Source organism: Azoarcus sp. DD4 (genome assembly GCF_006496635.1).
Classification (GTDB): domain Bacteria; phylum Pseudomonadota; class Gammaproteobacteria; order Burkholderiales; family Rhodocyclaceae; genus Azoarcus.
Genome location: NZ_CP022958.1, coordinates 3,838,617 through 3,861,511, shown reverse-complemented (window position 1 = coordinate 3,861,511; position 22,895 = coordinate 3,838,617). Strand labels below are relative to the sequence as shown.

The window sequence follows — 22,895 nt, the reverse complement described above, 5'->3', positions numbered from 1 at the left end:
CATTGTTCGGAATCGTCTTTGACGACTCCCCGCGCACGCTACCCGGCCACTGTTGCGGCGCCATGAAGCTGGCATTAGTCCGCCGCCGGTGTCCGATATCGATACGCCCGCGCGCGGCGGATTCCGCGATAATGCCTGCCCCGTTTTCGAGCTGGCGATAGAGCCGGCCCCTGCGAGCGATTGCCCGATGTCCGCACCGATTTCCCTTCCCGACGATGCCGCCGCCGACGCTGCCGACCAGGCGCACGGCGTTCAGCGCAAGGTGGCGGTAGCCGCCTGCTTCGGCACCTTTCTCGAGTGGTACGACTTTCTCACCTTCGCCTCGCTGGCAACCTATTTCAGCACGCTCTTCTTCCCGCCCGAAGATCCGGTGACGGCGCTGCTGGCGAGCCTGGGGACGTTCGGCGTCGGCATGGTGGTGCGGCCGCTGGGGGCAGCACTGTTCGGCTCGCTCGGCGACCGCTACGGCCGGCGCGCGGTCTTCCTGGCCACCATCGTGCTGATGGGCTTGTCCACCTTCTGTGTCGGGCTGCTGCCGACCTATGCCCAGATCGGCCTGGCCGCGCCGCTGCTGCTGCTGGTGCTGCGCATGCTGCAAGGCTTGTCGGTGGGCGGCGAGATCGGCGGTGCCGCGGTCTACCTCACCGAGCACGCGCCGGCGCAGAATCGCGGCGCCTACACCAGCGTGCTGCAGCTGATGGGACCGCTCGGCATGCTCGCCTCCACCCTGCAGATCGTCGCGCTGCAGGCTTTCCTGAGCGATGCGGAGTTTCGCGAATGGGGCTGGCGCGTGCCTTTCCTGATCTCCATCGGCTTGCTGGCGATTTCGATCAAGAGCCGGCTCAATCTGCACGAATCGCCGGTGTTCCGCCAGTTGCGCGCGCAGAACGCGATCGCCAAGGCGCCGCTGCGCGAGTGCTTCCGCGACCGTCATACGCTGGGGCGCATGGGGCTGTTGTTCTTCTGTATCTCGTCGGGGGGTTCGCTGCTGTTCTTCTCGTCCCAGGTCTACACCACGGTATTCCTGAAAAACGTCATCAAGCTCGACGCGCAGACCGCCAGCGGGCTGGTGATGGTAGCGACCATCGTGCTGTTTCCGCTCACCATCCTCTGCGGTTGGCTGTCGGACCGCATTGGCCGCCGGCCGGTGTTGCTGGCCGGTCTGGTGCTCGGCGCGCTGGCGGTGCTGCCGGTGTTCCACGGCCTGCTCGCCTACGGCAATCCGGCGCTGGAACGCTTCAACCGCGAGGTGCCGGTGGTGTTGAGCGGGCAGGAGTGCCGTTACGACCCCTTCGGCGGCAGCCGCAACGACTGCGAACGCTACCAGGAACTGTTCGCCCGCCTCGGCGTGCTGCATCAGCGCACCGAGGGTGGGTTGGCGGTGCGGGTGGGCGGACAGGTGATCGAGGGTTACCAGCCCGAGGCGGTCAAGCTGGCGCTGGCCGCGGCGGGGCGTCCCGAGCAGGCCGATCCCGCAACGGTCGACCGGCCGATGCTGGTGGCGCTGCTGCTGGTACTGGTGGTGGCACTGGCCTGCATCACCGGGCCGCAGACGGCGACGCTGGCGGAGCTGTTTCCGGCGCGGACCCGCTATTCGGCGGTGGCGCTGCCGCACAACCTGGCTGCGGGCTGGATAGGCGGGCTGTCGCCCTTCATGGTGACCTGGCTGAGCGTGCGTTCCGGCGATGCGTTGGGCGGGTTGTGGTATCCGGCGGGGCTGCTGTTGCTGGCGACAGTGGTCGGCCTGCTGTTCCTGCCGGAAGTGCGCAACCGGCCGCTGGCCGACTGAACGGGCCGGTGAGGCCGCCTGCTCAGAGGCGGTCGTAGCCGACGTACTGCCGTTCGAAGCGCGGCTTGCCTTCGCGCAGGAAGCGCTCGAAATCCCAGTCGCCCGGCAGCAGTTCGCTGGCGAATTCGGGGCGGAACACGTAGGTGTCGGCGGCCAGCGTACCGCCGTCGGGCAGCTGTACCGTGACGCAGCGACGTTCGTACTGCGGGCCTTCGAAGGCGTCGAGCCGTGCGATCGCCTCGGGCGGCACGTTCCGGTAGAGGACGCCCGCCACCGCGTGGCCGGGCATCGGCACCATGCCGGGATAGGCTTCGTGGCGCACAGGGTGGCGGCGGTAGCCGTCCAGGCTTGCCGGCTCGCCGGCGAGTTCGAGTCCGCAGACCGCGGCCATGATGTCGGCGCACATCAGCGAGCCATAGGTGAAGCAGTGTCGGCTCATGTTCAGGCGCCGGCCCTTTGCCAGTCCCTCATCAGGGCATCGCGGTGGCGGGCGAGTTCGCCTACCGCCACCTCGATCACCGGCCCGCTCAGGGTATGGCCGGCGCAGCTGGCCGACATCGCCGCCGTGCCATCGGCCGCCAGTACGGCAATGGCCCCCTGGTTGGCCTGCAGGCGGCTCTGACGGTCGCGCTCGACAAGCATCACGCTGCCGTTGGTGAGATTGAGCTTGCCCTCCAGGCGGGCGGGGGCGCCGGAGATGAGCTTGGCCTCCACCACGCAGGACACCATGCGGTACTCGTTGATCATCGCCAGCGCCTGACGGCGCAGGTAGCGCAGGAGGTCGTCGCCGCCGGCCGGGGCCTTGGCCGCCGCGCGGCGGGCGAGCTGATCGAGTTCGTCGTCGGTGAGATGGGGCGCCGCGGCCACCAGCGCCTCGCGGGCGATGCCTGGTGCGCTCAGGTTGGCGGCGTCCAGATGGGCGTGGTGGGCGAGCATGCTGGCGCCGAGCTTGGTGAGCTGCTTGGCGGTGACCGTGGGCATGCCCTGAAACACCATGGCGCCGAGCGCGTCGTGCAGTTGCCGGCAGAGCGCGTCGTGATCGGATTCCAGCAATGCGGGCGGAGCGGTGAGCTCGAAGTCGAAGGTGACGCGCAACTTGAGATTGGCCTTGGACATCGTGGGGGATTCCTCCTGGGTCCGCGGATTATGCGATACCGCAGGCGCGTTGGGTGTGAGGATATGCCCCGGGAAAGAAAAAGCGCGCCCTGGGGCGCGCTTTTGCATACCGCACGGGAAGGGCGGGTGTCAGCGCACAACCTGGGTCAGCTCGCCAGCCTTGTAGCGGGCGGCGATCTTTTCCAGCGACAGCGGCTTGATCTTCGAGGCCTGGCCGGCGCTGCCGAAGGCCTCGAAGCGGGCCTTGCACACCAGCTTGGCGGCTTCGCGCGCCGGCTTGTTGAACTCGCGCGGGTCGAACTTGGACGGGTTCTCGAACATGAACTTGCGGATCGCGCCGGTCATTGCCAAGCGGATGTCGGTGTCGATGTTGATCTTGCGCACGCCGTACTTGATGCCCTCGACGATTTCCTCGACCGGCACGCCGTAGGTTTCCTTCATGTCGCCGCCGTACTGGCGGATGATTTCCAGCAGCTCCTGCGGCACCGAGCTGGAGCCGTGCATGACGAGGTGGGTGTTGGGGATGCGGGCGTGGATGGCCTTGATGCGGTCGATGGCGAGGATGTCGCCGGTGGGCTTGCGGGTGAACTTGTAGGCGCCGTGGCTGGTGCCGATGGCGATGGCGAGCGCGTCGCAGTCGGTCTGCTTGACGAAGTCGGCGGCCTGGTCGGGATCGGTGAGCAGCGCGCTGTGGTCGAGCTTGCCTTCGGCGCCGATGCCGTCTTCCTCGCCGGCCATGCCGGTTTCGAGCGAGCCGAGGCAACCGAGTTCGGCTTCCACGGTGACGCCGATGGCGTGCGAGAACTTCACCACTTCGCGGGTGACGGCGACGTTGTATTCGTAGGAGGAGGGCGTCTTGCCGTCTTCCATCAGCGAGCCGTCCATCATCACGCTGGAGAAGCCGGAGCGGATCGCGCCCATGCAGATGGCGGGGCTCTGGCCGTGGTCCTGGTGCATCACCACCGGGATCTGCGGATAGGCTTCGATGGCGGCGTCGATCAGGTGGCGCAGGAAGGCTTCGCCGGCGTATTTGCGGGCACCGGCGGAGGCCTGCATGATCACCGGGCTGTCGGTCTCGGCGGCCGCTTCCATGATGGCCTGAACCTGTTCCAGGTTGTTCACGTTGAACGCCGGCAGGCCGTAGCTGTATTCAGCCGCGTGGTCGAGCAGCTGGCGCATGGAAACGAGGGGCATGAGGATTCTCCGAGGTGCCGGCGCGGCCGGCTACCGATGTGGTGTTGATGAATTCGAGGCCGGCATTTTATCGCGCCCGGGGCAAAGCCCGGAACAGCAAATCACGCTTTGAGACAAACGCCACGCGCGCGTCGGCTCATTCGACGCCGGGCGCCTTGTGCTCGCCGACGCGCACGATCTTCAGCGTGTTGGTGCCGCCCGAGGCGCCGATCGGTTCGCCGATGGTAAGCACGATGAGATCGCCATACTCCACCACGCCCTGGTCCAGCAGCACCTGTTCGGCTTCCCACAGCAGCACGTCGCGGTCGAAATGGGTCTGGCTCATCAGCAGCGGATAGACCTCGCGGTAGAGCGTCATCTGGTTGCGCGCGCCGGCTTCCGGGGTGAGCGCGTAGATCGGCACGCCGCTGTTGAGCCGGCTCATCCACAGCGCGGTCGAGCCGGTCTGGGTGAGCGAGGCGATGGCCTTGACCTTGAGATGCCAGGCGGTCCAGATCGCCGCCATCGCGATCGACTGGTCGATGCGGGTGAACACGCGGTCGAGCACCTCGCGGTCGAGGCTCACTTCGGCGGACTTCTCCGCTTCGAGGCAGACCCGGCTCATGGCTTCGACGACTTCCACCGGGAACTTGCCCGAGGCGGTCTCGGCCGACAGCATCACGGCGTCGGTGCCGTCCAGCACCGCGTTGGCGACGTCGGAGACTTCAGCACGCGTCGGCACCGGACTGGTGATCATCGATTCCATCATCTGGGTGGCGGTGATGGTGAGTTTGTTGCGGTCGCGCGCGGCGCGGATCATCTTCTTCTGCAGCGCCGGCACCGCGGCGTCGCCTACTTCGACCGCGAGGTCGCCGCGCGCGACCATGATGCCGTCGGATGCGTCGAGGATCTCCTCGAGGTTGGCGACCGCCTCGGTGCGCTCGATCTTGGCGATCAGCAGCGCATCGCCACCACCCGCGGCGCGCATCAGCTGGCGGGCCATGTACATGTCGGCCGCGCTCTTGGGGAAGGAGACGGCGACGAAGTCGACGCCGATCTGCGCCGCGGTCTTGATGTCGTCCATGTCCTTGGCGGTGAGCGCGGGCGCGGTCAGGCCGCCGCCCTGGCGGTTGATGCCCTTGTTGTTGGAGAGCTCGCCGCCGACCCGCACCCGGGTGTAGATCTCGTGGCCGAGCACGCGCTCGACCTGCAGCTTGAGGCGGCCGTCGTCGAGCAGCAGCACGTCGCCGGGTTTGACGTCCTTGGGCAGATCCTTGTAGTCCAGCCCGACGCGCTGGCCGTTACCCAGCTCGCAGCGTGCATCGAGGATGAATTCGGCATCGCGGCCGAGCGCGACCTTGCCGTTCTCGAACTTGCCGACGCGGATTTTGGGGCCCTGCAGGTCGGCGAGGATGCCCACCGGCCGGCCGGCGCGTGCCGAAGCCTCGCGGATGGCGCCGGCGCGCGCGACGTGATCTTCCGCCTTGCCGTGGGAAAAGTTCATGCGCACCACGTCGATGCCGGCATGGACCATGCGTTCGAGCACTTGAGGATCGGTGGAGGCGGGGCCGAGGGTGGCAACGATCTTGGTGTGGCGGGGCATGCTGTCTCCTTTCTTGTTCCCCGGTACGGGCGGAGGCGGGGCCTCGACGCCGCGCCACGTGCGGAATTGCACGAGCAGGCCGCGATTCTAGCGCGAGCGCCCGACACAGCGGGATCGCGGCGACGAACAGGCCCCGGTGATCTATGCTGAAAGGGAAGCTGCTCGGGGAGTACGGACATGGAAGAGACCGCATTTTTCGGCCTGCTCGCCGCGAGCGTGCTGATGGGGGCACTGGTGCTGCATCGCCGCAAGGAGACGCGCGAAGAAGCACGTTTGCGGCGCGAGAAACTGGTGTTCCACGCCGTGTCCATCAAGTCGGGGAACGAGGCCTGCCAGGCTGCGCAATATCTGAAGGGCGTGCGCTTCCTCGCCCAGGAGGCCCCCGGCCTGCCCCTGCCGGGCTGTCATGCGGCCGAATGCACCTGCGTATATGTCCATTACGACGACAGGCGCTTTCACAATCGGCGCGATGTCTACATGAACAAGGTCTATCTGGCCGCCGAAGTCGAGGTCGAGCGGCGGCACGAAGCTGGGCGGCGCAAGACCGACAGGCCGTCGCTGCAGGCTGCCCATTGAGCGAGCTTGCGATCCCGGGGGAGTGGTCACGTCACCCGGCGCTTGGGCGTGAGGAAATAGACTTTTTCGTCCATCGGCACCAGATTGCCGACTTCACCCGGGATGTCCTCGGCGAGGATGCGTTCGACATGGGTCAGGGTGATGTCGAAGCCAGCCTCGTACAGCCTCGTGACCTCTTCCGCGATGGCCGGTAGCGCATCCGGCTCGTCTTCGGTGGTGAGCAGCATCATGCGGCTGGCAATCGGGAGCATGCGCCGCAGGTGGCTTGCGTAGAGTACGCGGACATCCTCGGGGAGCGCGGTCAGCGAGGCGCGGTCATAGACACAGGCGACATCTTCGAGGTCGGCCGCAGTGAGGTCGAAGAAGTCGCCGCACAGGATGTCGAGCTTGCCGCCCCGCCAGCGCGTGAACGCGCCGTGTTTCTCGCGTGTCGGCCGGATGCGGTTTTCGCGGAAGAAGGCGCGTACCGCTACCGGGCTGAGTTCGACGCCGAGTACCGAGTGGCCCTGTTCCAGCAACCAGACGATATCCAGGCTCTTGCCGCACATCGGCACGAAGATGCGGTCGTCGTGGGCGAGATGGAGATCCGCCCAGAAGTGTTGCAGATGGCGGTTGACGCTGACCTGGTGGAAGGGGATTTCGTCATCGCGCCAGCACTTGGCCCACAGCTCGTTGTCCATGATGTTCCGGGCCGCAGCGGTGGTTAATGTCGCTTAACCATACGCGCAAAGTGGGAATACGGATAGCACTATCTGCTGCGCTGCAAAAAAAGATGGCGACCCGCAGGTCGCCACCGTGCATTGCCGTGGAGCGCGCTCAGGCGGTGTAGCGTTCTTCCAGCGCCGCGATTGCCGGCAGCTTCTTGCCTTCGAGGAATTCCAGGAAGGCACCGCCGCCGGTGGAGATGTAGCCGACGTCGCGGGCGATGTCGAACTTGGCGATGGCGGCCAGGGTGTCGCCGCCGCCGGCGATCGAGAAGGCTTCGGAGTGGGCGATGGCCGAAGCCATCATCTTGGTGCCGCCAGCGAACTGGGCGTGCTCGAACACGCCCACCGGGCCATTCCAGACGATGGTGCCGGCGTGGGCGATGATGTCGGCGAGCTTGGCGGAACTCTTCGGGCCGAAGTCGAGGATGCGGTCGTGCGGGCCGACTTCGTCGACCGAGATGCGGTTGGCGCGGGCCAGCGCCGACACTTCGTCGGCCACCACCACGTCGGTCGGCAGCGGTACTTCGGCACCGCGCGCCTTCATGATGTCCATGACCTGCTGGGCTTCGCGCACCATCTCCGGTTCGGCCAGCGATTCGCCGATGCGCTTGCCGGCGGCGAGCAGGAAGGTGTTGGCGATGCCGCCGCCGACGATGAGCTGGTCGACCTTCTCGGCCAGGGTCTTGAGGATGGTCAGCTTGGTCGACACCTTGGCGCCGCCGACGATGGCTACCAGCGGGCGGGCCGGCTGGTGCAGCGCCTTGGAGAGCGCGTCGATCTCGGCGCCCATCAGCATGCCGGCGCAGGCGACCGGCGCAAAGCGGGCGATGCCGTGGGTGGTGGCTTCGGCGCGGTGGGCGGTGCCGAAGGCGTCGTTGACGTAGACGTCGCAGAGCGCGGCCATCTTCTTCGCCAGTTCTTCGTTGTCCTTCTTCTCGCCCTTGTTGCAACGGCAGTTTTCCAGCAGGACGACTTCGCCCGGCTTGACTTCGAAGCCGCCATCTACCCAGTTGGCGATGAGGCGCACCGGTTTGTGCAGCAGCTGACCGAGGCGCACAGCAACCGGCGCCAGGGTGTCGTCGGGGCCGACTTCGCCTTCGGTGGGGCGGCCGAGGTGGGAGGTGACCATCACCGCCCCGCCGTTGTCCAGGCAGTACTGGATGGACGGAATGGAGGCGCGGATGCGGGTGTCTTCGGTGATGTTGCCCGCTTCGTCCTGCGGCACGTTGAGATCGGCGCGGATGAACACCTTCTTGCCGCGAACGTCGAGGTCGGTGAGTTTCTTGACTTGCATGGGCGTAATCGGATTCCGGATGGAAAAAGGCCGGGCTGCTTGTTGAATTGCGGCCCGGCCCGATGCAGATGAATTACTGGTAGCCGTCTTCGGTGGCGTCGTGGTTGATGCCGACCAGCACGCCACGGCCGCCGGCGATGCCGCCGCCGGTATAGATCAGCGTGCCCTGGCCCTTGTAGAAGGTTTCGAAGCGGTGGCCGTCGGTACCGAAGTAGAACGGAATCCACGCCTTGCCGGTCATGTAGGCCTTCATGTCGGAAGGCCGACCGATCTTGTCTTCGACTTCCGCCTGGGACATGCCGATCTGCAGGTTGGCGAATTTGCTGTTCTTGACCGGAGTGCCCCAGATTTCCCCGTCGAAGCTGCCGTCGCGCGACTTCACGTAACGGTGGGGACGGCCATCCGCGGTGGTGGTCGTCTTGCCGGCGGTGGTCGCGGTGTCGGTGCTGCTGCTCTGGGCGGTCGGCTTGCTCTGGTTGGAGACGCAGCCGGTGGCCAGCAGTGCGCTGGCGGAGAGCAGGGCGATCAGGAGACGGTTCATCGTGGGGTCCTCGCGGTAAGTTTATTTGGCCTGGGCCAGTGCCTTGGCCGCATCCAGCATGCGGCAGGAATAACCCCACTCATTGTCATACCAGGCGAGTACTTTGACCAGATTGCCGTCCATGACGCGGGTCTGGGTAGCATCGAACACCGAGGAATGCGGGTCGTGGTTGAAGTCCATCGACACCAGCGGCGCCTCGTTCACCGCGAGCACGCCCTTGAGCGCGCCGGCCGCGGCTTCCTTCATCAGGCCGTTGATCTCTTCCTTGGAGGTGGCGCGGCTGGCGGTGAAGGTGAGGTCGACCAGCGACACGTTCATGGTCGGCACGCGCAGCGCGAAGCCGTCGAACTTGCCCTTGAGCGCCGGCAGCACCAGGCCGACGGCCTTGGCGGCGCCGGTCTTGGTCGGGATGATGTTCTGCGCGGCGGCGCGGGCGCGGCGCAGGTCCTTGTGGCGCACATCCACCAGCACCTGGTCGTTGGTGTAGGCGTGGATGGTGGTCATCAGGCCCTTCTCGATGCCGATGTTGTCCTGCAGCACCTTGGCCACCGGAGCCAGGCAGTTGGTGGTGCACGAGGCGTTGGAAACCACGGTCATCGCGGCGGTCAGCACGTCGTGGTTCACGCCATAGACGATGGTGGCATCGACGTCGTCGCCGCCCGGGGCGGAGATCAGGATCTTCTTGGCGCCCTGCTTGAGGTGCACTTCGGCCTTGGCCTTGGCGGTGTAGGCGCCGGTGCATTCGAGCAGCACGTCCACGCCGAGGTCGCCCCAGTTGATCGCCAGCGGGTCCTTGGTGGAGAAGAAGGGGATGCGGTCGCCATTGACGATCATCACGTTCTCGCCCTCGGTCTCGACCGGGAAGGCGAAGCGGCCGTGGGTGGTGTCGTACTTGGTCAGGTGGGCGTTGGTGGCCAGGTCGCCGGAGGCGTTGATCGCCACGACTTCGAACTGGTCGCGCAGGCCGAGTTCGTAGAGGGCGCGCAGCGTGCAGCGACCGATGCGGCCGTAGCCGTTGATGGCGATTTTGATGGTCATCGAGGATTCTCCCGGAGCGTGGACAACACAGGCATCAGAACAGGGCAGCGAAGCGGCGGCGGAAGGTCTGATCGGCTCCCGCCGCCACCGTTAGGGCTTACTTGACGAGCTTCTTGACCGCTTCGACCACCGCCTCGGCGGTGATGCCGAAATACTTGAAGAGCTCGCCGGCAGGTGCGGATTCACCGAAGCGGTCGAGGCCGATCACCTCGCCTTCGAGACCGACGTACTTGCGCCAGCCGTCGGTGACGCCGGCTTCGACCGCGATGCGCGGCAGGCCGGCGGGCAGGACGGCGGCCTTGTAGGCGGCGTCCTGACGGTCGAATACGTTGGTGCTGGGCATGGAGACCACGCGCACCGCGATGCCGGCCTCGGCCAGCGTCTTCTGTGCGGCCATCGCCAGCGCGACTTCGGAGCCGGTGGCGAGGATCACCGCCTGCGGCTGGCCGGCGGCTTCCGACAGCACGTAGCCGCCGCGGCGGACGGCGTCGATCTGTTCGGCGCTGCGGGCCTGGAAGGGCAGGTTCTGGCGCGAGAACAGCAGGCAGGACGGGCCGTCCTGGCGTTCGATCGCGTGCGCCCAGGCCACCGCCGATTCCAGCGTGTCGCAGGGGCGCCAGACGTCCATGTTGGGGATCAGGCGCAGGGTGGCGGTCTGCTCCACCGGCTGGTGGGTAGGGCCGTCCTCGCCGAGGCCGATGGAGTCGTGGGTGAACACGAAAAGCTGGCGCAGCTTCATCAGCGCCGCCATGCGCAGGGCATTGCGGGCGTATTCGCTGAACATGAGGAAGGTGGCGGTGTAGGGGATCAGGCCGCCGTGCAGCGCGACGCCGTTGGCGATGGCCGCCATGCCGAACTCGCGCACGCCGTAATAGACGTAGTTGCCGCCGGTTTCGCGGCTGACGCCCTTGGCGCCCGACCACAGCGTGAGGTTGGAGCCGGCAAGGTCGGCCGAGCCGCCGAGCAGTTCGGGCAGCTTGGGCGCGAAGGCTTCGATGCTGTTCTGGCTGGCCTTGCGGGTGGCGATGGTCTCGGCCTTCGCATTGACCTTGTCGAGCACCGCGGCGACGTGGGCGGACCAGTCGGCCGGCAGGGCCTGGTCCTGCACGCGGCGCTTGAACTCGGCGGCGAGCTCGGGGAAGGCGGCGGCGTAGGCGGCGAACTTGTCGTTCCAGGCCGCTTCGGCGGCGGCGCCGGCCGGGCGCGCATCCCAGGCGGCGTACACGTCGGCCGGGATTTCGAACGGCGGGTGCTTCCAGCCGATGTGGGCGCGCGCGGCTTCGATCTCGGCGGCGCCCAGCGGGGCGCCGTGCACATCGTGGCCGCCCTGCTTGTTGGGGGCGCCGGCGCCGATCACCGTCTTGCAGCAGATCAGCGTGGGCTGGCTGGTGTTGGCCCGGGCCTGCTGGATGGCGGCTTCGATTTCGGCGGCGTCGTGGCCCTGGACATCGCGGATCACCTGCCAGCCGTAGGCTTCGAAACGCTTCGGGGTGTCGTCGGTGAACCAGCCATCGACATGGCCGTCGATGGAGATGTTGTTGTCATCGTAAAAGGCGACGAGCTTGCCCAGGCCCCAGGTGCCGGCGAGCGAGCAGGCCTCGTGGCTGATGCCTTCCATCAGGCAGCCGTCGCCGAGGAACACGTAGGTGCGGTGATCGACGATCTCGTGGCCCGGGCGGTTGAATTCGGCTGCCAGCACCTTTTCAGCCAGCGCCATGCCGACCGCATTTGTGATGCCCTGGCCGAGCGGGCCGGTAGTGGTTTCCACGCCCGGGGTGTAGCCGTATTCAGGGTGGCCCGGCGTCTTGCTGTGCAGCTGGCGGAAGCGCTTGAGCTCCGCGATCGGCAGGTCGTAGCCGCTGAGGTGGAGCAGCGCGTAGATCAGCATCGAGCCATGGCCGTTGCTGAGCACGAAACGGTCGCGGTCGGCCCATTTCGGGTTGGCCGGGTTGTGCTTCAGGTGGTGCCGCCACAGCACCTCGGCGATTTCGGCCATGCCCATGGGTGCGCCCGGGTGGCCTGAGTTGGCCTGCTGCACCGCATCCATCGCGAGTGCGCGGATGGCGCCGGTGACGGGGTTGAAGACCGGGGGCTTGACGTTTCTGGACAGCGACATGGTTTCCTCGAAGCCGAGAGGCAGCCTGGAAGGCGGCCTGAAAAAACCGGCATTATCGCTGAAAACGCCCGGCTTTTGGTAGCGCCGCTTCGTTGCAGGATGTGGTAAGTGGTTGGCGTATCTTGTGAATTTTCTACCGCCGGACGCATGCCGCCGCTTGGCGGCCCTTGTTCATACCCACTGCCGGCGTCGTTCCATCAGCTTCCAGATCAGTGGGGTCAGGATCAGCTGCATGGCGAGGTCGAGCTTGCCGCCGGGGATCACGATGGTGTTCGCCCGGCTCATGAAGGCGTCATGAATCATGCGCAGCAGGTAGGGGAAGTCGACGCCACGCGGATCCTTGAAACGGATCACCACCATGGATTCGTCCAGCGTCGGCACGTCGCGTGCGATGAAGGGGTTAGAGGTATCGACCACCGGGATGCGTTGGAAGTTGATGTGGGTGCGCGAGAACTGCGGCACGATGTAATGCACGTAGTCGTGCATGCGGCGCAGGATGGTGTCCTGCACGGCGTCGGCCGAATAGCCGCGTACGCGAGTGTCGCGGTGCAGCTTCTGTATCCATTCGAGGTTGATGGTCGGCACTACGCCGATCAGCAGGTCCACGTGGCGGGCGACGTCGATGCGGTCGCACACCACGGCACCGTGCAGGCCTTCGTAGAACAGGCAGTCGGTGCCCACCGGCAGGTCTTCCCATTCGGTGAAGCTGCCCATCGGCAGGTTCCAGCGCATGGATTGCGCCTCGTTGTGGATGTAGTAGCGCCGCCGCCCGGTGGCCGATTCGCCGTAGGCGCGGAACAGGTTTTCCAGATCCTCGAACAGGTTGGCTTCCGGCCCGAAATGGCTGATGCCGCGCTGGCCGGCCTGCTCCGCTTCCTCGATCAGCGACTTCATCTCGTCGCGGGTGTAGCGGTGGAAGCTGTCGCCCTCGACGATGGCGGCATTGACATGTTCGCGGTGGAAAATCGCCTCGAAGGTGTGCTTGACCGTGGTGGTGCCGGCGCCTGAAGAGCCGGTGACGGCGATGATCGGGTGCTTCATGGACATGACGGACTCCGCGCGGGGCGTGTTCGGTGGCTGTCGTGGGCGGGGCGGTTCAGTCTGCGCCGGGGATACTGCCCGGTTCGGTGCAGACGCGCTTGGTCGCAACCACCAGCACGTGCACTTCCTCGAAGCTGAGCTCGGGATAGTGATCGCGCACCACGCGGTAGGCGAGGTGATCCAGCGTGACGTTGGCCCACTGGTTTTCAGGTGCGAAGAAAGGCGCGATCAGGGCGTGGGCCTCTTCGAAGATCTCGCGGACGTGGTGGAAGCGCCGCCGTTCGGCTTCGTCCTGGCTTTCAGAGGCGGTGGAGCTGGGTTGAACCATCGGTGATTCCTGGTTTGCAGTCTGGATTTCATCATAGCGCGCGCTTGTGCGCCGCAGCGAACCGCCTGGCTCAGGAGTGCGCGGACACCCAGGACCGCCATTCGGTGAAGAGCGAGGGGCTGGCCGCTGCAATCACGCCGCGCTTGACGGCCGGGCCGGCCATCAGCGAGCCGCCATCGAGCGCGGCCGCTTCGCCGCCCGCTTCGGCCAGGATCAGGCGACCTGCCGCGTAGTCCCACAGCATCTGACCGCCGTGCAGATAGACATCCAGGCGGCCGGCGGCGACGAAACACCATTCCAGTGCGCTCGAACCGAAATTGCGCTGTGAGTAGAAGGGTGGCCGCACCGCCAGTTCGTCGCCGAGGTGATGGCTGATGCGCTTGAAGTCCACGCCGGCCACTGCATCGCCCAGGTGCGCCGCAGCGGGGCGCAATGGCAGTTCGGTGCCGTTGAGGAAGGCACCGGCACCCTTGGCTGCGTAGAAGGATTCGTCGGTGATCGGATTGTAGACCACGCCGAAACGTGGCTCGTGATCGACCAGATAGGCGATGGAGACGGCAAAGAAAGGGATGCCGTTGGCAAAGTTGGTGGTGCCGTCTATCGGGTCGATGCACCACAGGCCGCTGCGGCCACCTGCCCACAGGCGGCCCTGCTCTTCGGCGCTCATCTCTTCGCCCAGCACGGCGCCGGGCAGGAGTTCGGGCAGCGCGGCGGAGAAGCGGCGCTGCGATTCGATGTCGGCCTCGGTGAACAGCGTCCCGTCGGCCTTGCGGCTGCGCGCGGACTTCAGGTAGCGCGGCAGGATTTCCTCGCGCGCGATGTCGCGAACGAGGGATTCGAGTGCCCGGACACGGGCGAGTCTTTGGGCTGCGGTCGGCATGGGCTGGTCCGCCAAGTGATCGAACAACGGGGCTATGCCTATAATCTTACGATGATTTCACGATTCCATTTTCCGGGCGTGCTGCCCGAGCGCGGCGAGGTGGCCTTGCCCGAGGCTGCGGCGCACCATGCTGCACGCGTACTTCGCCTGCGTGATGGTGATGCGATTGTGCTTTTTGATGGCGTGGGTGCGGAAGCCCGCGCGACGCTGTCATTGCGCGGTAAGGCAGCGTTGGCTGCGATCGAGGCGCGCAGCGAGGTCGATCGCGAGTCACCCCTGCAACTGGTGCTGGTACAGGCACTCGCCACCGGCGACAAGATGGACTGGATCGTGCAGAAGGCGGTGGAACTGGGCGCCTGCGCGCTGGTGCCGGTGCAGGCCGAGCGCTCGGTCCTGCGCCTGTCGGGCGAACGCGCGGCCAAGCGGCGCGAGCATTGGCAGCAGGTTGCGATCGGCGCATGTGAACAGAGCGGGCGCAACCGTGTGCCGGCAATCGGCGAGATCCAGTCCTTGGCGGCCTATCTGGCGCAGGCGCGGGAGGATTCCGCGGTGAGCCGCTGGGTGCTGGATCCGGCCGCAGGGGCGGGGCTGGCGGCACAGGCAAAGCCTGGCGGGCCGTTGCACCTCTTGATCGGGCCGGAAGGTGGCTGGAGCGAAGACGAACTCGCGGCCTGCCGGTCGGCGGCGTGCATTCCGGTCGGCCTGGGGCCGAGGGTGCTCCGGACCGAAACCGCCGGCCTGGCGATGCTGGCGGCGCTGCAGGCGCGCTGGGGCGATTTCTAGGTCGCCGGCACGAACAACAGGCGCTGCCATCCGTGTGGCAGCCGACAACAGGATCAACCGCAAGCGGGAGCCTCGTTTCTCATGTTCGAATCCGCCGAGCTCGGTCACAAGACCGACAAGGATGAATACGATGCCATCGAGCCGGTATTGCGCGCCGACCTGCTCGACGCCCAGTACGATCTGCTCGACCTCAAGCAGTTCGCGGTGGTGGTCTTGATCAACGGCATAGACGGTGCCGGCAAGGGCGAGACGGTCAATCTGCTCAATGAGTGGATGGACCCGCGGCACATCCAGGCCTGGGCTTTCGACGAACCGACCTCGGAAGAGGCCGAGCGGCCCTTCATGTGGCGCTTTTGGCGCGCCCTGCCGCCAAAGGGCAAGATCGGCGTGCTGTTCAATAACTGGTATGCCGGGCCGATCCGCGAGCGGGTCGAGCGCGTCTCCAAGCGCGCCGCTTTTGACCAGCGCCTCGAGGAAATCCGCCGTTTCGAGGCGATGCTGGTGCGCGAAGGCGTGCTGCTGATCAAATTCTGGTTCCATCTCTCCAAAGCCGGCCAGAAGAAGCGTCTGAAGGATCTGGAGAAGGACGAGCGCACCCGCTGGCGTGTCACCGAGCGCGACTGGCGCTTCTACGAGAGCTACGACCGCTACCACGACGTTGCCGGCCATGCGTTGCGCCAGACCAGTTCCGGCGAGGCACCGTGGATGATCGTCGATGGCAGCGATCCCCGCTTTCGCGCCGTCTTCGTCGGGAGGGCGCTGCTGACGGCCTTGCGCAAGCGGCTCGACGTGGTGCAGCGCGGCTGGGCGCCGCGCCAGACCGCCGCGCCGCTGCCGCCGGCGGTCGACCGGCTCAATCTCCTCAATACGCTGGTGCTGCGCCAGGAGATGGAGCGCAAGGCCTACGAGGATCAGCTCGAACGCTACCAAGGCAAGCTGGCGCTGCTGACGCGCGAGCCGGCGTTTCACAAGCGCTCGCTGGTACTGGTTTTCGAGGGCGCGGATGCGGCGGGCAAGGGCGGTGCGATCCGCCGTGTCAGTGCGGCGCTCGATGCGCGGCAGTATCGTATCGTGCCGATTGCGGCACCGTCGGAGGAGGAGCAGGCGCAGCCCTATCTCTGGCGCTTCTGGCGCCATCTGCCGCGCCAGGGCAAGGTGCTGGTGTTCGACCGTTCCTGGTATGGCCGTGTCCTGGTCGAGCGCGTCGAGGGATACTGTTCCGAGGCCGACTGGATGCGGGCCTACGCCGAGATCAACGATTTCGAGGATCAGCTCGTCGTCGCCGGCGCGGTGGTGGTGAAGTTCTGGCTGGCGATCAGCCAGGATGAACAGCTCGCGCGCTTCAAGGAACGCGAGGCCGAGCCGCACAAGCGCTTCAAGATCACCGAGGAAGACTGGCGCAACCGCGACAAGTGGGATGCCTATGCCCAGGCGGTATGCGACATGGTGGATCGGACCAGCACCGAGATCGCGCCGTGGACCCTGGTCGAGGCGGACAACAAGTACTACGCACGGATCAAGGTGCTGCGCACGATCTGCGAGCAGCTGACCCGCGCCCTGGCCTGATTGCGCCGCTGCGCCCGGTAATGCCGGGGGCTTACGCCGGAATCATTTGTTTCATCCCGTTGCGCTGGGCCGAGGCAACAAGCGTCGGGGCTTCGGCTAGAATCGGAGTACGACAACAGTCCGGCGCGCCCGCGGAATGGCTGCGGGTGCCGGCAACACCGACCGGTGCACGATTGAACGCCGAATCTCCCCCCGCTCAGGCCGCGCTGCCTGTTGCTGCCGACTCGACGGCGCAGTTCGTTTCCTGGGTGCGCGGCGCCGCGCCCTACATACACGCTTTCCGCGGCAAGACCTTCGTCGTCGCCTTCGGTGGCGAGGTCGCCGCCGGCGAGCGTGCGCAGAGCCTCGCCTACGACTGCAACCTGCTGGCCGCACTCGGTATTCGCCTGGTGTTGGTGCATGGTGCGCGTCCGCAGATCGATGCCGAGGTGGCGCGTCGCGGGCTGGAGGCGCGTTTCCACAACGGACTGCGCGTTACCGATGCAGCGGCGCTTGAGTGCGTGAAGTCGGCGATGGCGGTGACCCGCTTCGAGGTCGAGGCGCTGTTGTCCCAAGGATTGCCCAATACGCCCATGGCTGGCAGCTACATGCGGGTGACCGGCGGCAATTTCATCACTGCCCGGCCTTTCGGCGTGGTCGACGGGATCGACTTCCAGTTCACCGGCGCGGTGCGCCGCATCATCGCCGAGGAAATCAAGGCGGATCTCGACCAGCAGAACGTGGTGCTGATCACGCCGCTCGGCGTGTCGCCGGCGGGGGAAATCTTCAATCTGTGCATGGAGGAGGTCGCCGAGGCCGTGGCGGTGGCACTGAAGGCGGAGAAGCTGATCTATCTATGCGATGCGCCGGGCCTGCTCGATGCCGACGGCAAGCTGATCGAATCGGTCACCGCCGACGAGGCGGCGCGCAAGCTCGAGGCCCGCGAGGGCCTGACCGAAGACCTGCATCTCTACCTGCCGTGTGCGATCCGGGCGGTGCGCAAGGGGGTGGCACGCTGCCACCTGATCGACCGCGACAAGGACGGCGGCCTGCTGCTGGAGTTCTTTACTCACGCCGGGGTCGGCACCGTGGTGTCGCGCGACCCGCTGTTCCGTCTGCGCGAGGCCACGATCGACGACGTTGGCGCGCTGGTCTCCCTGATCTCGCCGATGGAGGCGGACGGCACGCTGGTGCGGCGTGGTCGTGAGCTGCTCGAACAGGAGGTCGACCGGTTTACCGTGGTCGAACACGACGGGGTGCTGGTTGGCTGTGCGGCGCTCTATCCGTTCAGCGAAGAGAATGCAGCCGAGCTGGCCTGCCTCGCGGTGATGCCCGAGTACCGTCGTGCAGGGCTGGGCGACCAGTTGCTGCGCCGGATCGAACGGCGCGCGCGGGTGCAGCGGCTGGAGCGTCTGTTCGTGCTCACCACGCGCACAGCGCACTGGTTCCGCGAACGCGGATTCAGTGAGATCGGCCCCGAGGCGTTGCCGCGCCAGAAGCGTGAGCTCTACAACTTCCAGCGTCGCTCAAAGGTATTCGTCAAGGCGCTATGAACGAACGCACCTCCTGCATGGTGGTGTCATTGCGTCCGGTCTGGCTGGCGGGGCTGGCCGGTGCGCTCGCCGTGGCGGTGATCATTGGCCTCGGCCGCTTGCTCGAGGCCGAATACGGCTGGTTCGCCTGGCTGCCCGGCATCGCGATCATCGCCGCCCTGGCGGGCGGCGCGGTGTATTGCCAGCAGCGCAAGCTCGCGAGCATCCGGCACAGCGAATCGTCGGCCATCCATTCGCGCATCGATGCATGGCATGAGGCGGGCACGCTGGTGGGCGAAACGGCGGCGTGCCCGCTCGAACGCATCGACCAGGCCGTCGGCCAGACCTTGTTCTTGCGCCAGATCGCCGAGGGTGTGCACGGTCTGGAGGCCTTGTTCGACGCCAACCGGCGACTGTTATGGGTCAGTCCCTCGGTGGAGCGCCTGACCGGATGGACTACCGCTGCCTGCATGGAGGCCTCGGATGCCATCGAGATGCTGGCGCATGAATCGGATCGGCGTTACTGCGTGCGGATGGCGATGCAGGTGCTGGCCGACGGCGTCCAGCAGGATTTCGAGATGCGGCTCGCGCACCGCGATGGCCGCTACGGCTGGGTGGCCTGCCGCTGGCGCGTGATGCTGGACGGCGAGGGTCGCCGGGTGGGCTTGCGTATGTCGGCCGAGGACATCCAGGCGCGCAAGGAGACGGAGTACAAGCTGCTCGAAACGGTGGCGGAGTTGCGGCGGGCGCAGGCGCTGCGCGAGCACTATCTGTCGCGCAGCAACGACGAGCGTCAGCGCCTGGCTGCACTGCTGAACGTCATCGGCCTCGGCATTATCTTCATCGATCACGATCACCGCGTGCTGTATTTCAATCGCACGATGCTGAAGATATGGGGATTCCAGCCGGAGGAGAATCTCATCGGTACGCGCGACGTCGTCCTGCAGCGGACCGTCGCGCCCTTGCTGGCTGATCCGGAGGCCTATTTCGCCCATATCGAGGCGGTGGTCGGCGAGCGTCAGGCGGTGAGCGAGCAGTTCGAAGTCCGGATGAAGGATGGCCGCATCGTCACCGATCTGTCTGCCGTGATCGAAAGCGGCAAGGGCGCGCGCGGCATCGGGCGGGTGTGGATTTACGAGGACGTCACCGAGCAGCGCCGCATCGCCAACCAGCTGGTCGCACTGGCGGAGCGCGATCCGCTGACCAACCTGTACAACCGTCGCCGCTTCCACGAGGAGCTCGACCGCCTGCTGGCCGAGGCGCAGCGACGGGGGCTCGAGGTCGGCCTGGTCGCGATCGACCTCGATGGCTTCAAGCCGATCAACGACCGCTATGGCCATCAGGCTGGCGACGAGGTGCTGGTAGGTATCGCCGAGGGGGTGGGGCGCATCATCCGGCGCAACGAAATGCTGTTCCGGTTGGGCGGCGACGAGTTCGCGATGCTGGTGCCGGACACGACGGAGGCGGAGTTGTCGGAACTGGCCGCGCGTCTGGTCGAGGGCGTCGACGGCTTGAGCTTCAGTTTTGGTGGTCAGTCGGTCGGTGTGACCGCCAGTATCGGGATCGCACTATTTCCGCGTCATGGTGCAGACGGCGAGGCGCTGATGGCGGCGGCCGACCAGGCGATGTACCAGTCCAAGAGCCACGGCCGCAATCGCTGGATGGTGTCGGGTGATGGCGGCAGCGAATCCGATAGAATGTCGGCCACCAATCGGAATCTTGATGAACCTCCCTTTGCAAAGGATTGAACGATGGCTCGTATGGTGAATTGCATCAAACTCGGCCGTGAGGCTGAAGGCTTGGATCTGCCGCCGGTGCCCGGCGAGCTCGGCAAGCGGATCTTCGAAAGCGTGTCCAAGGAAGCCTGGCAGCAATGGGTCAAGTACCAGACCATGCTGATCAATGAGAACCGGCTCAACCTGATGGATGCGCGGGCGCGCAAGTATCTGGCCGAGCAGATGGAGAAGCACTTTTTCGAAGGTGGCGCCGACCAGATCGGCGGCTACGTTCCGCCGGCGCAGTGAGCGCCGCGGCTGCAAGCCGGCCGCCGGACAACAAAAAAGGGATGGCTTCGGCCATCCCTTTTTTGTTGTGGGGAGCCGTTCTGCTGCGGGTCAGTTGCCTTTGGCGGCTTCCGATGCAGCGGCGGCCGATTTCGTGTAGCGCACGTCGCGGCCCTGTACCAGGAAGACGACATACTCCGACACGTTCTTGGCGTGGTCACCGATGCGCTCGATCGACTTGGCGATGAACAGCACTTCCAGACTGCTGGTGATGGTGCGGGGATCTTCCATCATGAAAGTGATCAGTTGGCGCATGATGCCCTTGAAGGAGGCGTCCACCTCGGCATCCTGGTTCTTGATGGTGTTTACCTCCGAGACGTCGGCACGCGCGAAGCTGTCGAGCGCACTGCGCAACATGTCGAGCGCCAGCCCCGCCGCATAACCGAGTTCCACCCGCGGCACGAAGGGTGCATCGCCCGAATGCAGGCGCTTGGCTGCCTTGGCGATTTTCTTGGCCTCGTCGCCGATGCGCTCCAGGTCGGCGATGGACTTGATCACCGTCATGATGAGGCGCAGGTCGACTGCCGTCGGTTGACGCTTTGCGATGATCTGGGTGCAGTCGTCGGCCAGCTCCACCTCGAGCAGGTTGATCCTGTGGTCGCCTTCGATGACTCGGTCGATGAGGCCGATATTGCCGGTCTTCAGGCCTTCGAGCGCGTTCGCCACCTGGGTCTCTACCAGCCCGCCCATCTGCAGGACGCCGGTACGGAGCGCCTCGAGTTCTGCGTCGAACTGCTTGTACGTATGTTCGGTCATTTTCGCCATTGCACTATCCAGAGGTTGGGCAGGCTAGCACGCCAAAGTTAAGTGAATGTGTCAGCTGCGTTCCAGGCGCTCGACGCCGCTGGCGCCCGCCAGCAGCAGCACGTCGGCGCCGCGCGCAGCGAAGAGCCCGTTGGTGACGACGCCGACGATGCCATTGATGCGTTGCTCCATCGCGACCGGATCGGTGATGGCCAGACGGTGCACGTCGACGATGAGGTTGCCGTTGTCGGTCACGAAGTCTTCCCGCAGCCGCGGTTCGCCTCCGAGCCTGGCCAGTTCGCGCATCACCTGGGCGCGTGCCATCGGGATCACCTCGACCGGCAGCGGAAAGCGGCCGAGGATTTCGACGCGCTTGCTCTTGTCGCAGATGCAGATGAAACGGCTGGCCACCGCAGCAACGATCTTCTCGCGGGTGAGGGCGCCGCCGCCGCCCTTGATCATGCTGAAGCCGCCGTCGATCTCGTCGGCGCCGTCGACGTAGACCGGGAGCGTATCCACGTCGTTCAGGTCGAGCAGCGGGATGCCGTAAGCGGTCAGTCGTGCCGAACTCGCTTCCGAACTCGACACGGCACCGCGGATGCGCGACTTGATGCCGGCCAGGCCGTCGATGAAGTGATTCACTGTCGAGCCGGTGCCGACGCCGACGATGATGCCGTCCTCGATGTAGTCAAGTGCGGCGAGTGCGGCGGCTTTCTTGAGTTCGTCCTGGGTCATGCTGTTTTCGTATTCCTTGTGAGTGAGGGTTAGACCAGGCCGTCGAAGGGCTGGACCAGCACCATGTCGCCTGTCTGTACGCCGGCGTTGTCCTCGGGGAGGACGATGAAACAGTTGGCTTCCGACATCGAACGCAGGACGCCCGAGCCCTGCGCGCCGGCAAGGCCTACGACAAGCCTGCCGTCGCGCTCGGCGAGTCGGCCGCGCATGAACTCGCGCCGTCCCGCCTGCTTGCGGATACTGTCGGCGCAGGGCACTTCGAAGAGCTGGACCGACGGCAGCGGCGACACGCCCATCATGCCCAGCAGGGCGTCGCGCACGAACTGGTAGTAGGTCACCAGTACTGCCACGGGATTGCCGGGAAGCCCGAAGAGAAAAGCGTTTCCGACACGGCCGAAGGCCATCGGCCGGCCGGGCTTGATCGCGAGTTTCCAGAATGCGACCTCGCCCATGCGTGTCATCATCTCGCGGATGAAGTCGGCTTCGCCGACCGACACGCCGCCACTGGTGATGATGACGTCGGCTGCCTGCGAGGCGTCGCGAAAGGCGGCTTCGAGTGCAGCGGGCTGGTCGGCGATTACGCCCATGTCCAGCACTTCGCAGCCGAGTCGGCTGAGCGCGCCGAAGAGGGTGTAGCGGTTGCTGTCGTACACTTCGCCCGGCGCAAGCGGTCGGCCGATCGAGGCGATCTCGTCGCCGGTGGAAAAGAAGGCGACACGCAGGCGCCGGCGTACGGCGACTTCGGCAATCCCGAGCGAGGCGATCAGGCCGAGTTCTGCAGGACCGCAGAGCGTGCCGGCGGCGAGCGCCACCCCACCGAGCGCGAGGTCCTCGCCTGCCCGGCGCAGGTTCTGTCCCTTGCGCTGCCCGGGAGGGATGAAGACCCGCTGTTCTTCGCGGTGGGTGACTTCCTGCACCACGATGGTGTCGGCATCCCTCGGGATTGCCGCTCCCGTCATGATGCGCACTGCCTGACCGACACCGACGACGCCCGAGAAGGGATGGCCGGCGTAGGCGGTGCCGACCACGGTGAGTGCGGTTTCGCCGTCTGCCGCGAGATCGGCCGCACGGACTGCGTAGCCGTCCATCGCCGAGTTGTCATGCGCCGGAACGTTGCAGGGGGCCACCACGTCCTCGGCCAGGACACGACCGAGCGCGCTGCGCACGGCAACGCGCTCCCAGCCTGCGACGGGGGCGATACGTTCGAAAATGGCCGCTCTGGCTTCGGCGACGGTAAGGTGGTTGCGGCGCTCGGCGCCGCCTGTTTCTATGCTCATCGGCAAAATCCGGG

22 protein-coding genes are annotated in these 22,895 nt (G+C 66.1%); 7 read left to right on the top strand and 15 right to left on the bottom strand.

The window, feature by feature from the left end; translation table 11 throughout:
* Positions 1-187 precede the first annotated feature (187 nt).
* Positions 188-1,789, top strand: a complete 1,602-nt coding sequence (locus CJ010_RS17885; RefSeq protein ID WP_141019305.1) for an MFS transporter — start codon at positions 188-190, stop codon at positions 1,787-1,789.
* A 22-nt stretch (positions 1,790-1,811) separates the two neighbouring features.
* Here the strand turns inward: CJ010_RS17885 and CJ010_RS17880 are convergent, their stop codons facing one another.
* From CJ010_RS17880 to pyk, 4 genes are all read right to left on the bottom strand, one after another.
* The gene (locus CJ010_RS17880) at positions 1,812-2,228 is read right to left on the bottom strand and encodes a gamma-glutamylcyclotransferase family protein (RefSeq protein WP_141019304.1); all 417 of its coding nucleotides are present in this window, start codon (positions 2,226-2,228) and stop codon (positions 1,812-1,814) included.
* A gap of 2 nt (positions 2,229-2,230) precedes the next feature.
* Entirely contained in the window at positions 2,231-2,905 is a 675-nt protein-coding gene (locus CJ010_RS17875) for a hypothetical protein (protein ID WP_141019303.1), read from the bottom strand.
* Positions 2,906-3,034: 129 nt separating this feature from the next.
* On the bottom strand, positions 3,035-4,099 hold the full coding sequence (fba, locus tag CJ010_RS17870; RefSeq protein WP_141019302.1) for a class II fructose-bisphosphate aldolase: 1,065 nt from the start codon (positions 4,097-4,099) through the stop codon (positions 3,035-3,037).
* Positions 4,100-4,235: 136 nt separating this feature from the next.
* Positions 4,236-5,681, bottom strand: coding sequence for a pyruvate kinase (gene pyk, locus CJ010_RS17865; RefSeq protein WP_141019301.1), 1,446 nt, complete (start codon positions 5,679-5,681; stop codon positions 4,236-4,238).
* A 177-nt stretch (positions 5,682-5,858) separates the two neighbouring features.
* On the opposite strand from pyk, the gene CJ010_RS17860 reads away from it, so the two are divergent.
* Complete coding sequence (locus tag CJ010_RS17860) at positions 5,859-6,257, top strand: hypothetical protein (RefSeq protein ID WP_141019300.1); 399 nt, start codon at positions 5,859-5,861, stop codon at positions 6,255-6,257.
* A gap of 26 nt (positions 6,258-6,283) precedes the next feature.
* Here CJ010_RS17860 and CJ010_RS17855 read toward each other — a convergent pair whose 3' ends face one another.
* From CJ010_RS17855 to CJ010_RS17820, 8 genes are all read right to left on the bottom strand, one after another.
* Positions 6,284-6,937, bottom strand: a complete 654-nt coding sequence (locus tag CJ010_RS17855) for a thiopurine S-methyltransferase (protein WP_141019299.1) — start codon at positions 6,935-6,937, stop codon at positions 6,284-6,286.
* Positions 6,938-7,073: 136 nt separating this feature from the next.
* Complete coding sequence (locus CJ010_RS17850) at positions 7,074-8,258, bottom strand: phosphoglycerate kinase (protein ID WP_141019298.1); 1,185 nt, start codon at positions 8,256-8,258, stop codon at positions 7,074-7,076.
* A 73-nt stretch (positions 8,259-8,331) separates the two neighbouring features.
* On the bottom strand, positions 8,332-8,799 hold the full coding sequence (locus tag CJ010_RS25190) for a hypothetical protein (RefSeq protein WP_168224979.1): 468 nt from the start codon (positions 8,797-8,799) through the stop codon (positions 8,332-8,334).
* Between the two features lie 21 nt (positions 8,800-8,820).
* Positions 8,821-9,837: a type I glyceraldehyde-3-phosphate dehydrogenase gene (gene gap, locus CJ010_RS17840; RefSeq protein WP_141019297.1), complete on the bottom strand. Its 1,017-nt coding sequence runs from the start codon at positions 9,835-9,837 to the stop codon at positions 8,821-8,823.
* Positions 9,838-9,934: 97 nt separating this feature from the next.
* Entirely contained in the window at positions 9,935-11,953 is a 2,019-nt protein-coding gene (gene tkt, locus CJ010_RS17835; protein ID WP_141019296.1) for a transketolase, read from the bottom strand.
* 171 nt (positions 11,954-12,124) lie between these two features.
* A complete protein-coding gene (locus CJ010_RS17830) occupies positions 12,125-13,000 on the bottom strand; it encodes a phosphoribulokinase (protein ID WP_141019295.1) in 876 nt (291 codons plus the stop codon).
* A 49-nt stretch (positions 13,001-13,049) separates the two neighbouring features.
* On the bottom strand, positions 13,050-13,322 hold the full coding sequence (locus CJ010_RS17825; RefSeq protein ID WP_141019294.1) for a hypothetical protein: 273 nt from the start codon (positions 13,320-13,322) through the stop codon (positions 13,050-13,052).
* A 70-nt stretch (positions 13,323-13,392) separates the two neighbouring features.
* Positions 13,393-14,202, bottom strand: a complete 810-nt coding sequence (locus CJ010_RS17820) for an inositol monophosphatase (protein WP_141019293.1) — start codon at positions 14,200-14,202, stop codon at positions 13,393-13,395.
* A gap of 51 nt (positions 14,203-14,253) precedes the next feature.
* Here CJ010_RS17820 and CJ010_RS17815 point away from each other — a divergent pair, with 51 nt between their 5' ends.
* The 5 genes from CJ010_RS17815 (at position 14,254) to CJ010_RS17795 (ending at position 20,086) form a co-directional block, all read left to right on the top strand.
* Positions 14,254-14,985, top strand: coding sequence for a 16S rRNA (uracil(1498)-N(3))-methyltransferase (locus CJ010_RS17815; RefSeq protein WP_141020759.1), 732 nt, complete (start codon positions 14,254-14,256; stop codon positions 14,983-14,985).
* 81 nt (positions 14,986-15,066) lie between these two features.
* Positions 15,067-16,551 carry a polyphosphate:AMP phosphotransferase gene (gene pap, locus CJ010_RS17810; RefSeq protein ID WP_141019292.1) on the top strand — a complete coding sequence of 495 codons (1,485 nt, stop codon included), beginning with the start codon at positions 15,067-15,069 and terminating at the stop codon, positions 16,549-16,551.
* A 173-nt stretch (positions 16,552-16,724) separates the two neighbouring features.
* Complete coding sequence (argA, locus tag CJ010_RS17805; RefSeq protein ID WP_205754811.1) at positions 16,725-18,083, top strand: amino-acid N-acetyltransferase; 1,359 nt, start codon at positions 16,725-16,727, stop codon at positions 18,081-18,083.
* Complete coding sequence (locus CJ010_RS17800; protein WP_240794399.1) at positions 18,080-19,810, top strand: diguanylate cyclase domain-containing protein; 1,731 nt, start codon at positions 18,080-18,082, stop codon at positions 19,808-19,810. Before argA ends, CJ010_RS17800 begins: the two co-directional genes overlap by 4 nt.
* Positions 19,811-19,813: 3 nt before the next feature.
* Positions 19,814-20,086 carry an oxidative damage protection protein gene (locus tag CJ010_RS17795; protein WP_141019291.1) on the top strand — a complete coding sequence of 91 codons (273 nt, stop codon included), beginning with the start codon at positions 19,814-19,816 and terminating at the stop codon, positions 20,084-20,086.
* 90 nt (positions 20,087-20,176) lie between these two features.
* On the opposite strand, the gene phoU is transcribed toward CJ010_RS17795, so the two are convergent.
* From phoU to glp, 3 genes are read right to left on the bottom strand one after another with little or no spacing between them, the layout of a single operon-like run.
* Positions 20,177-20,881, bottom strand: a complete 705-nt coding sequence (gene phoU, locus CJ010_RS17790; protein WP_141019290.1) for a phosphate signaling complex protein PhoU — start codon at positions 20,879-20,881, stop codon at positions 20,177-20,179.
* A gap of 60 nt (positions 20,882-20,941) precedes the next feature.
* Positions 20,942-21,604, bottom strand: coding sequence for a ribose-5-phosphate isomerase RpiA (rpiA, locus tag CJ010_RS17785; RefSeq protein ID WP_141019289.1), 663 nt, complete (start codon positions 21,602-21,604; stop codon positions 20,942-20,944).
* Between the two features lie 29 nt (positions 21,605-21,633).
* The gene (gene glp, locus CJ010_RS17780; protein ID WP_141019288.1) at positions 21,634-22,881 is read right to left on the bottom strand and encodes a gephyrin-like molybdotransferase Glp; all 1,248 of its coding nucleotides are present in this window, start codon (positions 22,879-22,881) and stop codon (positions 21,634-21,636) included.
* Between the last annotated feature and the right edge of the window lie 14 nt (positions 22,882-22,895).